At 62.2% G+C, this 15,962-nt stretch carries 17 protein-coding genes; 5 read left to right on the forward strand and 12 right to left on the reverse strand.

The features are described from left to right. Positions 1–19: 19 nt before the first annotated feature. From ALTERO38_RS01815 to ALTERO38_RS01825, 3 genes are all read right to left on the reverse strand, one after another. Positions 20–697, reverse strand: coding sequence for an urease accessory protein UreF (locus tag ALTERO38_RS01815; protein ID WP_102837446.1), 678 nt, complete (start codon positions 695–697; stop codon positions 20–22). Next, positions 694–1,194 carry an urease accessory protein UreE gene (gene ureE, locus ALTERO38_RS01820; protein ID WP_102837557.1) on the reverse strand — a complete coding sequence of 167 codons (501 nt, stop codon included), beginning with the start codon at positions 1,192–1,194 and terminating at the stop codon, positions 694–696. Before ureE ends, ALTERO38_RS01815 begins: the two co-directional genes overlap by 4 nt. 164 nt (positions 1,195–1,358) lie before the next feature. After that, positions 1,359–1,841 carry a GNAT family N-acetyltransferase gene (locus ALTERO38_RS01825; protein ID WP_102837445.1) on the reverse strand — a complete coding sequence of 161 codons (483 nt, stop codon included), beginning with the start codon at positions 1,839–1,841 and terminating at the stop codon, positions 1,359–1,361. Positions 1,842–2,162: 321 nt separating this feature from the next. Here ALTERO38_RS01825 and ALTERO38_RS01830 point away from each other — a divergent pair, with 321 nt between their 5' ends. The 3 genes from ALTERO38_RS01830 to ALTERO38_RS01840 all read left to right on the forward strand — a co-directional run bounded on the left by ALTERO38_RS01830 (position 2,163) and on the right by ALTERO38_RS01840 (position 5,212). Beyond that, positions 2,163–3,035 (forward strand): DMT family transporter, encoded by an 873-nt coding sequence (locus ALTERO38_RS01830; protein WP_102837443.1) that lies wholly within the window; start codon positions 2,163–2,165, stop codon positions 3,033–3,035. A 93-nt stretch (positions 3,036–3,128) separates the two neighbouring features. Further along, positions 3,129–3,992 (forward strand): oxaloacetate decarboxylase, encoded by an 864-nt coding sequence (locus ALTERO38_RS01835; RefSeq protein WP_159967067.1) that lies wholly within the window; start codon positions 3,129–3,131, stop codon positions 3,990–3,992. 59 nt (positions 3,993–4,051) lie between these two features. Next, positions 4,052–5,212 (forward strand): MFS transporter, encoded by a 1,161-nt coding sequence (locus tag ALTERO38_RS01840; protein WP_159967068.1) that lies wholly within the window; start codon positions 4,052–4,054, stop codon positions 5,210–5,212. 7 nt (positions 5,213–5,219) lie between these two features. Here the strand turns inward: ALTERO38_RS01840 and ALTERO38_RS01845 are convergent, their stop codons facing one another. After that, positions 5,220–5,939: a TorF family putative porin gene (locus ALTERO38_RS01845; protein ID WP_102837440.1), complete on the reverse strand. Its 720-nt coding sequence runs from the start codon at positions 5,937–5,939 to the stop codon at positions 5,220–5,222. Between the two features lie 285 nt (positions 5,940–6,224). Here ALTERO38_RS01845 and ALTERO38_RS01850 point away from each other — a divergent pair, with 285 nt between their 5' ends. Then, positions 6,225–6,491 carry a DksA/TraR family C4-type zinc finger protein gene (locus ALTERO38_RS01850; RefSeq protein ID WP_102837439.1) on the forward strand — a complete coding sequence of 89 codons (267 nt, stop codon included), beginning with the start codon at positions 6,225–6,227 and terminating at the stop codon, positions 6,489–6,491. A 90-nt stretch (positions 6,492–6,581) separates the two neighbouring features. Then, positions 6,582–7,028, forward strand: coding sequence for a hemerythrin domain-containing protein (locus ALTERO38_RS01855; protein WP_159967069.1), 447 nt, complete (start codon positions 6,582–6,584; stop codon positions 7,026–7,028). On the opposite strand, the gene ALTERO38_RS01860 is transcribed toward ALTERO38_RS01855, so the two are convergent. The 8 genes from ALTERO38_RS01860 to ALTERO38_RS01895 all read right to left on the reverse strand — a co-directional run bounded on the left by ALTERO38_RS01860 (position 7,025) and on the right by ALTERO38_RS01895 (position 15,476). Then, complete coding sequence (locus ALTERO38_RS01860) at positions 7,025–8,212, reverse strand: GAF domain-containing sensor histidine kinase (RefSeq protein WP_159969614.1); 1,188 nt, start codon at positions 8,210–8,212, stop codon at positions 7,025–7,027. The two genes, ALTERO38_RS01855 and ALTERO38_RS01860, sit on opposite strands and share 4 nt — an antisense overlap. A 104-nt stretch (positions 8,213–8,316) precedes the next feature. Beyond that, positions 8,317–9,789: an NCS1 family nucleobase:cation symporter-1 gene (locus ALTERO38_RS01865; RefSeq protein WP_159967070.1), complete on the reverse strand. Its 1,473-nt coding sequence runs from the start codon at positions 9,787–9,789 to the stop codon at positions 8,317–8,319. 527 nt (positions 9,790–10,316) lie between these two features. Next, positions 10,317–11,045: a hypothetical protein gene (locus ALTERO38_RS01870; RefSeq protein WP_102837436.1), complete on the reverse strand. Its 729-nt coding sequence runs from the start codon at positions 11,043–11,045 to the stop codon at positions 10,317–10,319. A 469-nt stretch (positions 11,046–11,514) separates the two neighbouring features. Further along, a complete protein-coding gene (gene ureC / locus ALTERO38_RS01875; protein WP_102837435.1) occupies positions 11,515–13,215 on the reverse strand; it encodes an urease subunit alpha in 1,701 nt (566 codons plus the stop codon). 116 nt (positions 13,216–13,331) lie between these two features. Further along, positions 13,332–13,637 (reverse strand): urease subunit beta, encoded by a 306-nt coding sequence (locus ALTERO38_RS01880; protein ID WP_159967071.1) that lies wholly within the window; start codon positions 13,635–13,637, stop codon positions 13,332–13,334. Then, positions 13,634–14,143, reverse strand: a complete 510-nt coding sequence (locus ALTERO38_RS01885) for a GNAT family N-acetyltransferase (protein WP_148925276.1) — start codon at positions 14,141–14,143, stop codon at positions 13,634–13,636. The genes ALTERO38_RS01880 and ALTERO38_RS01885 overlap by 4 nt, the downstream gene beginning before the upstream one ends. Positions 14,144–14,198: 55 nt before the next feature. Next, complete coding sequence (gene ureA, locus ALTERO38_RS01890; protein ID WP_102837432.1) at positions 14,199–14,501, reverse strand: urease subunit gamma; 303 nt, start codon at positions 14,499–14,501, stop codon at positions 14,199–14,201. A gap of 141 nt (positions 14,502–14,642) precedes the next feature. Further along, positions 14,643–15,476: an urease accessory protein UreD gene (locus ALTERO38_RS01895; RefSeq protein ID WP_159967072.1), complete on the reverse strand. Its 834-nt coding sequence runs from the start codon at positions 15,474–15,476 to the stop codon at positions 14,643–14,645. Positions 15,477–15,962: the final 486 nt, after the last annotated feature.

The following is a 15,962-nucleotide window of genomic DNA, read 5'->3' on the forward strand; positions in this document are numbered from 1 at the left end:
CCTCTTGTGAAATCTGGGCTCATGAGCGGAACAGGCGGCTGTACTGGCGCTCGTGCGCCATGCTCGCCAGAGATAGGCCAAAGGCGGCGCTGCCCCAATGTTCAGGCTCGATAACGGTTGCGTCGCGCTGGGCCTGTTGCAGTGTCGGCAGCAGTTGTGAGGTCAAGCGTTGTGCCGCCTGCTGGCCAAGCGGCAGGGTTTTCATCAGGACGGCCAACTGATTCTCCAACCAGCCCCAGAGCCAGGCGGTCAATGCGTCTTCGGGGCTGATGCCCCAGGCACGCGCGGCCAGGGCCCAACCCAGGGCAAGACCGGGTTCGTCGATGCGTTGAAACAGAGCGCGGGCCGGGGCGTCGAGTTCGGGCAGATTGTCCAGCAGTTGCTTCAGCGAATAGCCCATCTGCCGGCTTTCCAGCCGCAGCTCGCGGGTTTCGCGGCTGGCGCGATGGCACGCGGCTAGCCGCTCGACTTCGTCCCATTCTTCAGCCGCGGCGGCCTGACAATGTGCGAGCAGTAAAGGCGCTTCGAAGCGCGCCAGATTTAGCATCAGCTGGTCGCCCAGCCAGCGGCTGGCGCTGCTTTCGTCATTCACGCGTTGCTGTTCGACCGCCATTTCCAGGCCCTGCGAATAGCTGTAGCCACCAATCGGCAACTGCGGGCTGGCGAGCCGCAGCAGCGCGAAGGCAGCCGGGTTCACTTGCGGGCGCCAAATTGATGCAGGCGTGGCGCGTAGCTGAACTCGGCTTCGCCTGCGTGGGAGTGGTGATGGCCGCCACCGTAGGCGCCGTGCTCGGGCTGGAAGGGCGCCTCGATGGCTTCGACGCTGGCGCCCAGCTGCAGCAGCATGTCTTTCAAGACGTAATCATCCAGCAGGCGCAGCCAGCCGTCGCCTACCTGCAACGCCACATGACGGTTGCCGAGGTGATAGGCGGCACGTGTCAGCTCGAATGCACTGCTGCAGGTCACATGAAGAAGCTGCTCGGCGCGGGCCCGCACGCGGACAATGCGGCCATCCTCGGCACGCAGGCATTCGCCGTCATGCAGGGGTTGCTGACCGCGCTCGAGGAACAGGCCGACGTCTTCGCCGGTAGTGGTGAAGCAACGCAGACGCGATTTGCTACGGGCCTCGAAGGTCAGCGCCAGCTCGGCGTCGGCGTTGGCCTGCGGGGAGATGCGGTGGTGGATGACCAGCATGGAGAACAGTTCCGGTTGTGCAATGACGCACACCAGAGCAAGGCCCTTGCCAACGCGGCGCAACAGACGCGGTCCGCTGGCTGTGGCGGGTTCGTGCTTGAAAATGGGGCTTGAGGTTGTTCCGTTTCGGTGCGTGCGAATCGGCATCGCACCAAATTCGCGCGCTAATGCAGTGCGCGGACCATGTAGACGGCTGGTATTTGGTAGCTGGCCAGGTTGCTGGCTTGCGGCGGCTCCAACTCGGTCTGCGCAGCATAGCCAAGACGCGACCAGAAGGCTTCGGACTCCTGCACCGATACCAGCGCCGAATAGCGCAACTGATGCGCGCGTGCCTGTTCCAGGTTCTTGCGCACCAAAGCCGGGCCTATGCCGCGACCGCTGGCGCGTCGGGAAACGGCAAGGTCGTGCAGATACAGGCAGTCAGCTTCGGCGTGCGGTTGGAATTCGCCGTCCAGCGGGGTCACTTTGCCGACGCGCGAGCGGTAGGCAAACAGATAGGCGCAGACGCCCTCGTCATCCTCGGCCACCCAGGCAAGCTGCGGGCTGGCGGCGAGACGGTTGCAGATCACCGCTTCGCTCTCGAGTAATTCGGCGGAATAGGATTCTTCCTGAATCGACATCACCGCAGGTATATCGCGCACCTGCATCGCTCGTAACTGAAACATCAAAACAACACTCGGACGGAGGCGGCCAGCCATGAGGCTCGCCTGGGGGCGGCGATCATACGCGATTGCCGCGCGAGCGGAGCGGGTGCCGACAGACGTAGCGCAAACCAGCCATAAGGGTGGCCGTGACTGGATCAGGTGGCGTATTGAGCTTCTGCAGAGGCATGCAAGCGCTACGAGGTAAGCCGGCGTACTGCCCCTTCATCGGCTTCGTCTGGTCGGGTAGGCCAATGCCATCGCTGACGAAATGCCGATTTGCAGGCATAATTCTTAGGTTGCTACCTATTGTCGCGGTTTCTCCCATTGAATAACTCTCACCGGCCCCTGCTTGGCGTGTCGCTGATCTTGGTTTCTTGCCTGACGCTCGCCAGCCATGACGGGCTGTCCAAGTACCTGACGCAGCTGTACCCCGTGTTCCTGGTCATCTGGGCACGCTATATGGCGCAGACGACTCTGATGCTTGCCCTGTTCACGCCGCGCATGGGGCGGCGGGTGTTTCGTACCCTGCGGCCGAAGCTGCAGATCTGCCGTGGCCTGAGTCTGGTCAGCGTCAGCATGCTGTTCATCAGCGGCCTCAGTTACATTCCGCTGGCCGAAGCGACCGCGGTGATCTTCCTGACCCCGTTGCTCGTTACCATCGCCTCCGCCTTGCTCGGTGAGCAGGTCAGCCGCGCCCAGTGGCTGGCGGTCGGCTGCGGGCTGATCGGGGTGATGATCATCGTGCGGCCGGGTGGTGCCTTGTTCACGCCGGCGATCCTGCTGCCGCTCGGCGCTGCCCTGAGTTTTACCCTCTATCAGTTGATCACCCGCCGACTCAGCGCGACGGATCATCCCGTGACCAGCAACTTCATCACCAGCCTGGTCGGCAGCCTGGTGATGAGCGTGCTGGTCGTCTTCAATTGGCAGACGCCGACGCTGCATGACGCGCTGATGATGGCGGGGCTCGGCGCCATGGCCATGAGCGGTCATCTGCTGCTGACCAATGCGTTTCGATTCGCCAGCGCTGCGGCGCTGGCACCGTTCACCTATTCGCAGATCATCTTTGCCGGGGTGGTGGGGCTGGTTGCCTTTGGACACACGCCGGATCTCGGCGCCATCGTCGGCATGGCCATCATCATCGCCAGCGGGCTGGTCATGGCGTATGTGCAAGGGCGGCGACCGCGCCCGCCACTGTGAAACACCACGACGTGCCGGTGGCCGTCCGTACCGTTACCAACACTGAACAGACAAGGGCGATCGACCCTTGCGTGCGATTCATCAGGAAACCACATGCAACGTATTTCTCATCACACCCTGCGCAGCGAATTCCGTCGGCTGCTGGCCTCCGACCGCTGCTACCACACCGCTTCGGTGTTCGACCCGATGTCGGCGCGTATCGCCGCCGATCTTGAATTCGAAGTCGGCATTCTCGGCGGCTCGGTCGCCTCGCTTCAGGTTCTGGCTGCCCCTGACTTTGCGCTGATCACTCTCAGCGAGTTCGTCGAGCAGGCGACCCGCATCGGCCGCGTATCGCGCCTGCCGATCATCGCAGATGCCGACCATGGCTACGGCAACGCGCTCAACGTGATGCGCACCGTGGTTGAGCTGGAGCGCGCCGGGATCGCCGCGCTGACCATCGAAGACACGCTGTTGCCTGCCAAATTCGGCCGCAAGTCCACCGACCTGATCGGCATGTTCGAAGCGGTCGGCAAGATCCGCGCAGCGCTTGAGGCGCGCATCGATCCCGAACTCGCGATCATCGCGCGGACCAACGCCGGTGTGATCGGGCTGGAAGAAGTGATTGCACGCGTACAGGCCTACGAGGCAGCAGGCGCCGATGCGATCTGCCTGGTTGGCCTCGAGGATTTCGAGCAGCTGGAGCAGGTCGCCGAGAAACTCAGCGTGCCGCTGATGCTGGTGACCTATGGCAATCCGAAGCTGCGCGATAACAGTCGCCTGGCCGCGCTCGGCGTACGCATCGTGGTTAATGGCCACGCGGCCTATTTCGCGGCGATCAAGGCGACCTATGACTGCCTGCGCGAGCAGCGCCAGATCGATGCCTCCGACCTCAACGCCTCGCAGCTGTCGGTGAAGTACTCGACTGCCGAGGAGTACATGGTCTGGGCCGAGGAATACATGCAGGTCAAGGAGTGACCGGTTGCGCCCGGCGGCATGCGCCGTCGTGCATCTGCCTATGAGCTAGCGGAGAACCGATGAGCCCACGCCTGCTGACCTTCATGGTGGCGTTCGCTGCCTTTCTGGGGCCCTTCACCCAGACGGTCTACGCGCCAATCCTGCCGGAGCTGGGCGAGTCGCTGCAGACCACGCCGCTGCTGATCAACCTCAGCATCTCGATCTTCACCTTTGTCCTGGCGTTCATGCAGATCGTCTACGGGCCGCTGGTGGATCGGAGCGGCCGCAGGCGCACCCTGTTGCTCGGTCTAGCGTGCTACATCGGCGCGTCCATCGGTTGTTTTCTCTCGCCCAACATCGAGACGCTGCTGCTGTTCCGCGCCCTGCAGGCGGTAGGTATCGCAGCCGGTGCGGTGGTGGCGGTAACCGTGATCGGGGATCGGTTCGAAGGCGCCGAGCGTGGTCGGGCGATGGGCTCGTTCCAAATGATGGTGGCGCTGGGGCCGGTGGTCGGCCCGGTGGTGGGTGGCTTCATCGGCGAGCACCTCGATTTCCATTACGTGTTTTTGCTGCTCGCCGTGGTCGGTGCTGTTGCGTTGCTGAGTAATGCGATCTGGCTGCAAGAAACCCGTCCGGCTGGGAGCGCGCCGCGCGCCTTCCACCCCAGGGAGTACCTGGAGGTGGTGCGCAATCGTCAAGGGCTGGCAATCATGCTGCTGAGCTTTGTGCAGTACTACGCCTTCTACAACTACCTGGTGTTCATGCCGCGCGTGCTCGGCGCCACTTACGGCCTGAGTGCCAGTGAAAAGGGCCTGGTGTTTCTGCCGCTGTCGGTTGCCGTGGTGGTCGGCAGTTTTGCCGGTGGACGGCTATTGGCGCGCTGGCGGCCCCGCCCGGTGCTGGTGACGACGGCGGCGCTCAATGCCCTCAGCCTGCTGCTGTTTCTCGCGGTTGCGCAGTGGTCGCTGGCGGCGCTGGTGGTGGCGGTCAGCGCGTTTGGGCTGTTTCTCGGTCTTTCGCTGCCGGTACAGACCAGCCTGCTGATGGACCTGTACCCGCACAACCGCGCCACCGCGGTGGGCAGCTACAACTTCTTCCGTTTCATGGGCATGGCCACCGGGCCAGTGCTCGGCTCTTGGCTATATCGGGACGGCAACCTCGGCCTGCTCTATGGCTTCGCCGCGACTGCTTTCCTCATCGCTGTCTGGCATGCGCGGATGCGCTTCAAGCAAGGCTCATGACCATTGCCTAGAACAGCGAACGCTCGGCCTTGAACATGAAGTAGCTCTCGCAATAGGTGTTCTGGCCCGAGTAGACGCCGCACTCGCGGCCGCGAAGGCTCGAGTCGGTGTAGGAGAGATCCAGGCGTACGCCGAGCCAGGGGCGAGACAGGTTCAGCGACCAGTCATTGAAGACTTCAACACTGCCGCCCGGGTGATACATCGGGCTGTCCATCGAGTGGCTGGCGTATTTCAGCCGCAGGTCCAGCTCCAATGGACTGAGCCCACCAAGCTCCAAGAGCAGGGTACTGTCGGTGCGCCCCGGGCGGCTGCTGAGTGCGCCACCAAGGCGACTGCCGGCCAGGTTGAAGCCTGCGTAGTATTCGTGGCGATCGGCACCTTCCAGTTCCGGAAAGCTGTAGCGGATCACGCCCAGTTCGTAGCCTGGCGCCTGGTCGAAGCGGTGCTGGACGTAACCGATATAGCTGTCCAGCTCCAGCTGGTTGCCCTCGAGGATGCCCATGCTGGGTGCCCATTGGCCAACGTACCAACCACTCTCGTGGGTGAGGTCCAGCCCGCCGCGAAAGGTGCTGGCGGTTGCTGGGTTGACCAGTCCTTGGGCCATGCTGCGGGTAGGAGCCGTGCCGAGTCGCAGGTCGAATTGGCCCACCTCGCGCTCGACGACTTCAGATTGACTGGCGCATCCGCTCAAACCAATGATCAGCGCCGTCAGGATCTTCGTGTGCATCACCACTTCCCTGGGAGTGTTTACAGACAGTCGCGAGGCGACCTCGATCAGACAAAGCCGCGACGCAGAGCGTCTGGATTGGGCTTGCCGCTCAATCGGCTGGAAGGATAGACACTGCATTAGGCCGCCGAGGTCCGTTCGTCGATCCGGCGTCAGCGAATCGACGGGTGGCGCTGTAGCGTTGACGAAGCCAAAGGCGTGCCGCGCCCTTTGCGCGACTGAACGGTGCTCGTGGCTGATGTTCCAAACAGAAACACGGGCAAGTCCTGATGCTGGGAGGTCGCAATGGCTACGGGTTGGGCGAATGAAGGTGCGGTTCAGGAACAGATCGACAGCACCATTGAAGACGCGGTGCAACGGGCCCGCAGCCGCCTCGGGCGAGGTGAAAGTCTGGAGCGCTGCGAGGAATGCGACGCCAAGATTCCCGAGGCGAGGCGCCAGGCTGTGCCGGGCGTGCGCCTGTGCGTGAAGTGCCAGACTGAGCTCGACAAGCAAGAAGCCAAGTTCAGCGGCTACAACCGTCGGGGCAGCAAGGACAGCCAGCTGCGCTGAGACAATAAATCACGTCGCCGGATCGCACTCGCCGCGCGGGCACGGGTCACACAGCGGGACACCCACCCTTTCATGGAAGAGGAACACCCCATGACGATTTTCGAAGCCCTGCGGCTGAGTCACGACATCCAGCGCGACCTGTCCGAACGCCTGACGCAGACAAGCGGCGACTCCGCAGACCGCCAGGAGCTGTTCGCCCAACTCAAACACGAACTCTGGGTGCACTCGGTCGCCGAAGAGCGCCACTTCTACATCCCGCTGATGCGCGATGACAGCGGTGTCGACCTGTCCCGTCATGCCATCGCTGAGCACCATGAAATGGACGAGATGGTCGAGGCACTGGAAGAGACGGATCCCAGCAGCCCGAGCTGGCTGGTGCAGGCCCGCAAGCTGTCGGACAAGGTTCACCACCATCTGCAGGAAGAGGAGCACAAATTCTTCCAGATGGCCGGCAAGCTGCTCAGTGATCAGCAGAAGAGCCAGCTGGCCGGTGCGTACCTTGGCGCCTACGATGTGATGAAAGCCGAGCACGCTTAAACGAGCGCGGCACCTGTCGGCATGCTGAAGGTAAAGGTGGTGCCCGCCTCGGCGGTAGACGTCACCTGCATGCTGCCCCCATGCGACGCGGCAATCTCGTTGGCGATGTAGAGGCCGAGGCCAAGTCCAGACTGCGTGTTCGAAACCTCTCGCCAGTAGGGCTTGAACAACTGCGCCAGGCGATCGGGTGCTATCGGTTCACCCTGATTGTTCACCGACAGCGACAGTCGCCCATTTTCGATGACCGCGCGGACGAACACGCGTCCGGCCGCCGACCCGTGGACCAGCGCATTGGCAAGCAAGTTGGAAAGCAACTGTGCGAGGCGGTCCGCATCGCAACGGATCCCTCCCAGCGGGGCGATATCAGCTTCGATTGCGCGCTGCGGATGGGCACTTTGCATCTCCGAGACAATATGCGTCAGGGTGATGTGCAGGTCGTGGCATTCATCACGCTGCAACGGAATACCATTGCCCAGGCGGCCGCGGGCAAAGTCCAGCACGTCGTCCACCAGACGTGACGCGCGACGGGTCGCCGTCAGCATGTGTTCGGCAATGCCGGCGATCGACGCATCCTTCGAACGCCTGATCAGCAGCTGCGCGCCGGACAGGATCGACGAGAGCGGGTTGCGCAGGTCGTGCCCAAGCAGGGCGATGAATTGCTCGCGTAGTTCGGCTGTTTGCTGAGCATCCAGTAACGCCGCCTCGGTTGCCTCGAATTGCTCTTCGGCCTCCAGCTGGATGGCCAGCAGCTTGGCGAAGGACTCCATCATCGCCAGGATCGGCATCTCCGACAGATCCGCCGGTTGCGGGTCGAGCGCACAGACGGTGCCGAAAAAACTGCCATCGGTGCGAAACACCGGCGTCGAGATATAACTTTCGAAACCGTACATCTTTGGCGTGTGATGGTCGCAGTAGCGCCGGTCCTCACTTGCCTTGCTGATGATGATGGTTTCGTGAGACGTGTGAATTTCGTGGCACAGGGTGGTGGTGACATCCAGCTCGCCGCCGATCTGCAAACCGAAGTTGATCCGGTCGAGCACGGCGCAGGCTGTCCAGGAATCTTCAGTAACTCGCGCAACGGCTGCAAACCGTAAACCCGTGGTTTCGGATATCACCTGGAGGATCGCCGGCACGGCGTTGATGCGGCTGATCGCCGAAATGTCGTCGGTTATCGATCGGTTCATGCGGGTGTAATGGCGGCGCGTGAGGATGGCCGAGCACTTTATCACGGGCCGTTCGTTGCGCTGAATCGAGCCGACAGTCAGCCGGCTCGACTCGGATAGGCGGCTTACACCTGGGGTGTCAGCGGAGGTGTCTCGCCAGCCGGTACGATGTGTTTGCGCATCAGCAGGTAGTGCACCACGGCGCCGAACAGTGCGCCCAGCAGCCAGGCGAAGCCGGACAGGCTTTCCAGCCCCGGCATCCAGACCGAAGCCACCGAGAACACAGAGCTGATACCGAAGGCGATGATCGCCTTGCGGTTCCAGCCGGCGTTGAAGTAGTAGGTCGAGTTGGGCGCTGCCGAGAACAGCTGCTGCACATCCAGCCGCTGGCGGCGCACCAGGTAGTAGTCCGCCACGATGATGCCGTACAGCGGCGCCAGTACCGCGCCCAGGGTGTCTACGAAGGCGGCGATGCCCACCGCACTGATGAACGACACCCAAAGCGCACCGATGAAGAAGGCGATCGCAGCGGTAATGTAGCCACCGGTGCGCGCACTGATGCGTGCAGGTGCCAGGTTGGCGATGTCATAGGCCGGTGGGATGAAGTTGGCGACCAGGTTGATGCCCACTGTGGCGGCGAAGAAAGTGACTGCGGCGATCAGCGTCAGGCCGACATTGTCGATGCGCGCCACGATATCGGTGGGGTTGGTCAAGGTTTCGCCAAACACCACCACGGTTCCGGCGGTGATCACCAGGGCGATCAGCGAGAAGATCGCCAGGCTCACCGGTAGGCCGAGAAAGTTGCCGATACGCATCTGCCGCTCGTTCTTCACGAAGCGGGCAAAGTCACCGTAGTTGATTACCACCGCCGCGAAGTAGGCGACCATGGTGCCGACCACCGCAGCGAAGGCAGCAATCGGCCCGCCGGCATAGCTGCCAGTGCCACTGAAAATGGTACCCAGCGCGCCCGCGAGGCTGGGGCCGGCCTTGTAGCAGATGGCGATCATCATCGCGATCATCACTACATAGACCAGCGGCCCGGCCCAGTTCAGAAAGCGCGTCACCCAGTCCACGCCTCTCACGAACAATGCAACCTGGAATACGCAGACGATCACGTAGGCGATCCAGTCGATGGTAGTCAGCCCCAGCAAAGACGCTTCAGAGCCTTGACCGAACAACGTGCGGATCAGCAGCGCCACCGCGGTCGAAGCGAAGTAGGTCTGCACGCCGTACCAGAAGATCGCCACGATGCCTCGCACCACGGCCGGGAAGTTCGCCCCGCGTACGCCCATGCTGGCACGCGCCATGACCGGGAAGGGGATGCCGTACTTCACACTCGGTTTGCCGGTCAGCTGCACCAACCCCATGACGATGAAACCCGCCAGCACGATCCCGGCCAGTACTGCCCAGCCATTCAGGCCATAACTGATGAACAGCGTCGCGGCCAGGGTATAGCCGAACAGGCTCTGGATATCGTTGGACCAGACGTTGAAGATCTCGAACCAGCCCCACTTGCGCTTGTTGGGGGCGAGTGGGGCGAGGTCCTCGTTATACAGAGTAGGGTCGATCTGCTTGATCCGGAAATCGTCGTGATTCATAGGTGGGTGCTCTGTGCATGACTATCGTTGGTTTTTGTATGCAGTTCTTGTTCCGCGTAAGGCAGCAGTCGCGAAATCAGGAGGTTGATTATTGGGCGCAGCGCAGCCTCGCTGCCGGAAGCGTAGACGTCCCGGCTTGGTTCGGTGGGTGATCTGTATACAAGCGCGGGTGCGGGTTTGCCTGAAAAGACATTCACTTCTGGTTCGAAAGTGCATCGATGGCTCACACAACCCTCTTCGATGCACCAATTACGTGCTTTGCAGGCGATGCCAGGCGGTGGCAAGGAGAAGCGTGCGGTGATGAGCGGCCAGGAATCCGTGGCAGTGTGTGTTTGGAGACTTTCGAAGCAACGCGAGACAGACGCTCGTTTGCTCTAGAGCGGCAGTGGTGCAGTTCTGCCAGAGCATTGGTGCTGGCCCTGCATCTCGCGAGTTGCCTCGGCTCAGGAGCTGCAAACAAAAACCCCAGGCCCATCGTGGAGGCCTGGGGTTTTAATCGTTAGCCGAAGCGTGGCGACGCGGCCTGATTAGCGCTGCGTGACGGTTGCCCTGTTGCCGTTGCCCATTTGGCTGACGTTGGCGGTATTGGCAAATCCTGCCTGATCCACGGTGGCGATATTGAGTGCGCCGTCCTGCAACACGCTGACCCTGCTCGATTCACTGCTCTGGTCGACCATGGCGAAGTTTTCGCTGCCCAGCTGCATCAGGTCAACAGTGCTACCAAGACCTGTTTGATCTATGTCAGCGACGTTTTCGTTGCCGGTTTGGCTTACCAGGATAGAGCTCTCTTGGCCGGTTTGATCGATGAAAGCGTCGTTGCTTTCGCCGGCTTGATCAACGGTGGTGTCGTTGTATGCGCCTTCCTGGTTGAGCTCGACGTCATTGTTCCAACCGGTCTGGGTTACGTCAGCGATGTTCAGGGAGCCAGCCTGAGTGACGGTGGTGTCGTTGTTCCAGTTGTTCTGGGTAATGGTGACCTGGCCTTCCATGCCGGTTTGGATAACGGTTGCGTCGTGCCAAGCGCCGTCTTGGGTCACCTGGGAAAAGTTGTCCTGACCTGATTGCTGGGTGGTAGCGGTGTTCCGATAGAAAAAGCCGGTCTGGTATACCTCGGAAGTCTGGCCGACGCCTTCCTGATAGACGTTGGCGAGCTGATTCTTACCGGTTTGCTCGATAGTCGCTTCACTGCTGGCGGCGAACGCCTGGCTGGCGGATACCGCTAGGACGGCAGCGAACAGCGCGTTGAATTTGAACATTGGTTGTTTCTCCCTGGATTTATCGGTCGCGCAGCCTGTTGTTGTTTTTGGCCGACGCGGTTACCCGCAGCGCACAACGTTTCCTGAAGCGTTGCCAGCAATGCCTACCTTGAGCCTTGGTAGCTGGCGGCGCTTCGCATCCTTGCGTCCTTGGGGCGGGTGTTGCGCTTGGGTAGTCGAGAAGGTAGTTCACTGCCTTGTTTGCCTAATCAACCGTACGGTTGAAATTCGTGCATCAATCAACAGGCAGAGCAAGTCGCAAGCAGCTGGCCTGAATATTCTTTCGCTTTTTTGAGGGGGCGTTTGAATCGACTCGGGGAGGTTCAGGCTCCGATCAGCGGAGCTCGAATCGCGCAGTTTTTTTTATCAAGGATGGCGGGGTGGCGCTCCGCTTCAATCCGGTACAGCGGAGGATATCGACCCCGCACATGCGGCGGGGTGACTAAGTCGCGCCGGGTTACCAACGCGGTCAGAACAGAAAGTACCGCTGCGCCATTGGCAGTACTTCGGCCGGTTCGCACCAGAGCAGCTGGCCGTCGGCGCGAACCTGGTAGTTCTGCGGGTCGACCTGGATGTCCGGTGTGTAGTCATTGTGGATCAGGTCTTTCTTCTGCACCGAGCGGCAGCCTTTCACCACCCCGATCTTCTTCTTCAGCCCCAACTGCTCTGGCACGCCGGCCTCGAACGCAGCCTGGCTGATAAAGGTGAAACTCGAGGCATGCAGCGAGCCGCCGTAGCTGGCGAACATGGGACGGTAGTGCACCGGCTGCGGGGTCGGAATCGAGGCGTTGGCGTCGCCCATCAGGCTCGCGGCGATGGCGCCGCCCTTGAGGATCAGCGTCGGCTTGACGCCAAAGAACGCCGGGCGCCACAGCACCAGATCGGCCCACTTGCCCACTTCGATGGAACCCACTTCATGGCTGACGCCATGGGTGATCGCCGGGTTGATGGTGTACTTGGCGATGTAGCGCTTGGCGCGGAAGTTGTCGTTGCTCGCGCCGTCGCCCGGCAGGGCGCCGCGCTGCTTTTTCATCTTGTCGGCGGTCTGCCAGGTGCGAGTGATCACTTCACCGACGCGGCCCATGGCTTGGCTGTCGGAGCTGATCATCGAGAAGGCGCCGAGGTCGTGGAGGATGTCTTCGGCGGCGATGGTCTCGCGGCGAATGCGTGATTCGGCAAACGCCACGTCCTCGGCGATGCTCGGGTCCAGGTGGTGGCAGACCATGAGCATGTCCAGGTGCTCATCGATGGTGTTCTTGGTGAACGGCCGGGTCGGGTTGGTCGAGCTGGGCAGCACGTTGGGCAAGCCGCAGGCCTTGATGATGTCCGGCGCATGACCGCCACCGGCACCCTCGGTGTGGTAGGTGTGGATGGTGCGGCCCTTGAACGCGCCCAGTGTCGTTTCGACAAAACCGGATTCGTTCAGCGTGTCGGTGTGGATGGCCACCTGCACGTCGTACTGGTCTGCCACGTTCAGGCAGTTGTCGATGGCCGCCGGGGTGGTGCCCCAATCTTCATGCAGCTTCAGCCCGATGGCGCCGGCCTTGACCTGCTCGATCAGCGGTTCGGGCAGTGACGCGTTGCCCTTGCCGGTGAAGCCAATGTTCATCGGGAAGGCGTCAGCGGCCTTGAGCATCATCGCCATGTGCCAGGGGCCGGGGGTCACCGTGGTGGCGTTGGTGCCGGTGGCTGGTCCGGTGCCGCCACCGATCATGGTGGTGACGCCGCTCATCAGCGCCTCTTCGATCTGCTGTGGGCAGATGAAGTGGATATGCGAGTCGATGCCGCCCGCGGTGAGGATCATGCCTTCGCCGGCGATGACTTCCGTCGCCGCGCCGATGGCGATGGTCACGTCGGGCTGAATGTCCGGGTTACCCGCCTTGCCGATGGCAGCGATGCGGCCATCCTTCAAACCCACGTCAGCCTTGACGATGCCCCAGTGGTCGAGGATCAGCGCGTTGGTGATCAGCGTATCGACCACATCCGCAGCGCACAGCTGGCCCTGGCCCATGCCATCGCGGATCACCTTGCCGCCGCCGAACTTCACTTCCTCGCCGTAGGTGGTGAAATCCTTCTCGACCTCGATCCACAGGTCGGTGTCGGCCAGGCGCACCTTGTCGCCGACGGTGGGGCCGAACATGTCGGCGTAGGCTTGGCGGGAAATCTTCATTGAATCTCATCCTGTCCGTAGGGTGGACAACGCGAAGCTTGTCCACCAGCAATCTGGGTGGTGGAAAAGCCTTCGGCGTTTTCCACGGGGTGGCCATCCACCCTGCGAATCTGTAATCAGAGCGCGCCCATCACCCGCCCGGCAAAGCCAAACACCCGCCGATCACCGGCCAGCTCGACCAGCTCCACCTCGCGGCTCTGCCCCGGCTCGAAGCGCACCGCGGTGCCGGCCGGAATGTTTAGACGCATGCCGCGAGCGGCAGCCCGGTCGAAGGCGAGCGCGTCGTTGGTTTCGAAGAAGTGGTAGTGCGAGCCGACCTGAATCGGCCGGTCGCCGCTGTTGGCCACGTTGAGCGTCAAGGTGAGGCGGCCGGCGTTGAGCTCGATCTCGCCGTCCTGAATCTGGTATTCGCCGGGGATCATGGCTGGGACGTCCTGTTCAGGGTCAGTTGCATCATGGTCAGGTCCAGCCAGCGGCCGAACTTGCAGCCCACCTGGCGCATCTGGGCCGCGTGGATGAAGCCAAGCTGCTGATGCATGTGGATGGACGCGCGGTTCTCGCTCTCGATGGCCGCGATCATCACGTGCTTATGCATTTCGCGGGCGCGCTTGATCAGCGCCTGCATCAGGCTGCGGCCCACGCCGCCACCGCGTTGGCCGGGGCGCACGTAGACGGAATTCTCCACGGTGTGGCGGAAACCGTCGTGCGGGCGCCAGGGGCCGAAGGAGGCATAGCCGGCCACCTGTCCTTGATCGTCAATCGCGACCAGCACCGGGTAGCCCTGTTCGTGGCGCTCGGCCAGCCAGGCGCGGCGGTTCTCGAGGTCGACGACCTTGTCGTTCCAGATCGCCGTGCTGTTCTGCACCGCGTCGTTGTAGATCTCTAGGATGCCTGCGAGGTCGGCATCCAGGGCGTCACGTATCTGCACGTTGAGTTCCTTCAGTAACGGTTCAATTCGGCTGCAGTAGACATTGACCCGCGTTTCAGGGAATAGGTTGGTGCACCGTGACCAGCTTGGTGCCGTCCGGAAAGGTCGCTTCGACCTGGATCTCCGGAATCATTTCCGGCACGCCTTCCATCACCTGCTCGCGGCTTAGCAGGGTGGTGCCGAAGTGCATCAGCTCGGCGACCGTCTGGCCGTCGCGGGCACCTTCTAGCAGGGCGGCGGAGATGTAGGCCATCGCTTCCGGGTAGTTGAGCTTCAACCCGCGGGCGAGACGGCGCTCAGCCACCAGCCCGGCGGTGAAGATCAGCATCTTGTCTTTTTCTCTTGGCGACAAATCCATAACAGCTCCAGTCGTGGGGTGGATGTCACTGTTCACATCCACCGGCTCGTGGCGGCAGACCACGCAGCGTTATTCAGTGCAGCGCGCACGCAGGCGCGCCAGGGTTGGGTGGGCAACGGCGCAGCCTTGCCCACCGCTCATTCACGTACTCCAGATTCGTGGCGCCACCGCCTCGCGGCCCAGCAGTTCGGGGCGCAATAGCCGCCATAAATCGATCAACCAGGCGCGCGCATGCAGCGCTTCGTCGCAGAGGCAGCGCGCTACTACCAAGCCGGGCAATTGCGTGAGGTCGCCGCGCACGCGGCCGGGCAATTCACGGCAGCGCTCCATCAGATCAGCGTGGATCTCGCCGCTGACAATCATGGTCGCAAACACCGGCTGACCATCGAGACCGATTGGCGAATCCAGCAGGCCATCGTTGCCCACCACACGCTGGCGTTCGTGCCAGAGCAGGTCACCGTCGCGGCGGATATTCAGCTGTGCCTGAAAGTGGCCCGCATCGAAGCGCTCGCCACTGGCCGGTCGGCCCAGCGCAATGATGTCCCAATAGAACAACCGGGCGTTGCCCTCCAGTTCGATGGTCGTGGTGAGCTCGGCCTGTGCCGCCGAATAGACGATGGTTTCCTGCGGCAGCCATTCCAGCGTCGCGCCGGCCTCGACGCGCAATTGCACGTTCTGGAACGCCGGGCCGCCAGCGCGGTACCACTTCGCCGCGCCAGGGCTGGTCAGCTGTGCCCAGGCGCCGCTGCGGACCGAGGCGCTGATATCCAGTCGGTCGCCACCAGCTATACCGCCCGGCGGGTGCACGATGATGTGCTGACAGACTTCCGGCCCTTCGGGATAGAGATGCTTCTGCACTCTCAGCGGCCCGCTGTGGCGGCGCAACACCGGACGTGTCGAGCCGTCGAAGCGGGCGTAGGCCAGTTCGAGTTCGGCATTCCAATGAGGCGTGAACAACGGGGTAAGGGCAGTCATGAGCCGGAAGTCAGCATATTGATGACTGACGTCGAGCAATTGTCATGCCTCCCGCGCCATGGCGGTGCGCTGAACGGGCTCGCGGGGTGGTAAGGCGATAAATGAACCGGTCCATGCGGCTCGGCTATCGGCCGCTGACGCCCCCGATTGGTGCATCGTAAAGCCACAACATCCATAGCGAACCAATTTGGTGCGAATGACCCAACGTTTTAATGGCGCGTTCCGCTTGATTTGACCCGTTATGCATTAAGGCTCGCTCTGCACAGGCTGGAGAGTCGCTGAAACAGATTGTTGCCAGCATCACGCTGCTTTATGGGCCTTTATCTCTTCCAAGCGGCTCGTTTGACGAGGGTGCAAGCGAGTGCCAATGTCAGTCAGGCGCAGTTCCGATGCCCAGCGGCGGTCGAGCGTTCGACCCGCTTGTCTGGCGGCACACGGTAATCGCTCGGTGGCACCCATAAAAACAAGATCCACGGAGACGCCGCA

The sequence above is a fragment of the Pseudomonas sp. 9Ag genome (assembly GCF_902506445.1).
In the GTDB taxonomy this organism is placed as follows: Bacteria; Pseudomonadota; Gammaproteobacteria; order Pseudomonadales; family Pseudomonadaceae; genus Stutzerimonas; species Stutzerimonas stutzeri_AB.

Coding starts and splice junctions, on each gene's coding strand:
- ALTERO38_RS01880 (WP_159967071.1), bottom strand. CDS start 13,637: ATGATCCCCGGCGAATACCAGATTCAGGACGGCGAGATCGAGCTCAAC.
- ureE (WP_102837557.1), bottom strand. CDS start 1,194: ATGCTGGTCATCCACCACCGCATCTCCCCGCAGGCCAACGCCGACGCC.
- ureA (WP_102837432.1), bottom strand. CDS start 14,501: ATGGATTTGTCGCCAAGAGAAAAAGACAAGATGCTGATCTTCACCGCC.
- ALTERO38_RS01835 (WP_159967067.1), top strand. CDS start 3,129: ATGCAACGTATTTCTCATCACACCCTGCGCAGCGAATTCCGTCGGCTG.
- ALTERO38_RS01850 (WP_102837439.1), top strand. CDS start 6,225: ATGGCTACGGGTTGGGCGAATGAAGGTGCGGTTCAGGAACAGATCGAC.
- ALTERO38_RS01860 (WP_159969614.1), bottom strand. CDS start 8,212: ATGAACCGATCGATAACCGACGACATTTCGGCGATCAGCCGCATCAAC.
- ALTERO38_RS01840 (WP_159967068.1), top strand. CDS start 4,052: ATGAGCCCACGCCTGCTGACCTTCATGGTGGCGTTCGCTGCCTTTCTG.
- ALTERO38_RS01825 (WP_102837445.1), bottom strand. CDS start 1,841: ATGCAGGTGCGCGATATACCTGCGGTGATGTCGATTCAGGAAGAATCC.
- ALTERO38_RS01845 (WP_102837440.1), bottom strand. CDS start 5,939: ATGCACACGAAGATCCTGACGGCGCTGATCATTGGTTTGAGCGGATGC.
- ureC (WP_102837435.1), bottom strand. CDS start 13,215: ATGAAGATTTCCCGCCAAGCCTACGCCGACATGTTCGGCCCCACCGTC.
- ALTERO38_RS01895 (WP_159967072.1), bottom strand. CDS start 15,476: ATGACTGCCCTTACCCCGTTGTTCACGCCTCATTGGAATGCCGAACTC.
- ALTERO38_RS01855 (WP_159967069.1), top strand. CDS start 6,582: ATGACGATTTTCGAAGCCCTGCGGCTGAGTCACGACATCCAGCGCGAC.
- ALTERO38_RS01865 (WP_159967070.1), bottom strand. CDS start 9,789: ATGAATCACGACGATTTCCGGATCAAGCAGATCGACCCTACTCTGTAT.
- ALTERO38_RS01870 (WP_102837436.1), bottom strand. CDS start 11,045: ATGTTCAAATTCAACGCGCTGTTCGCTGCCGTCCTAGCGGTATCCGCC.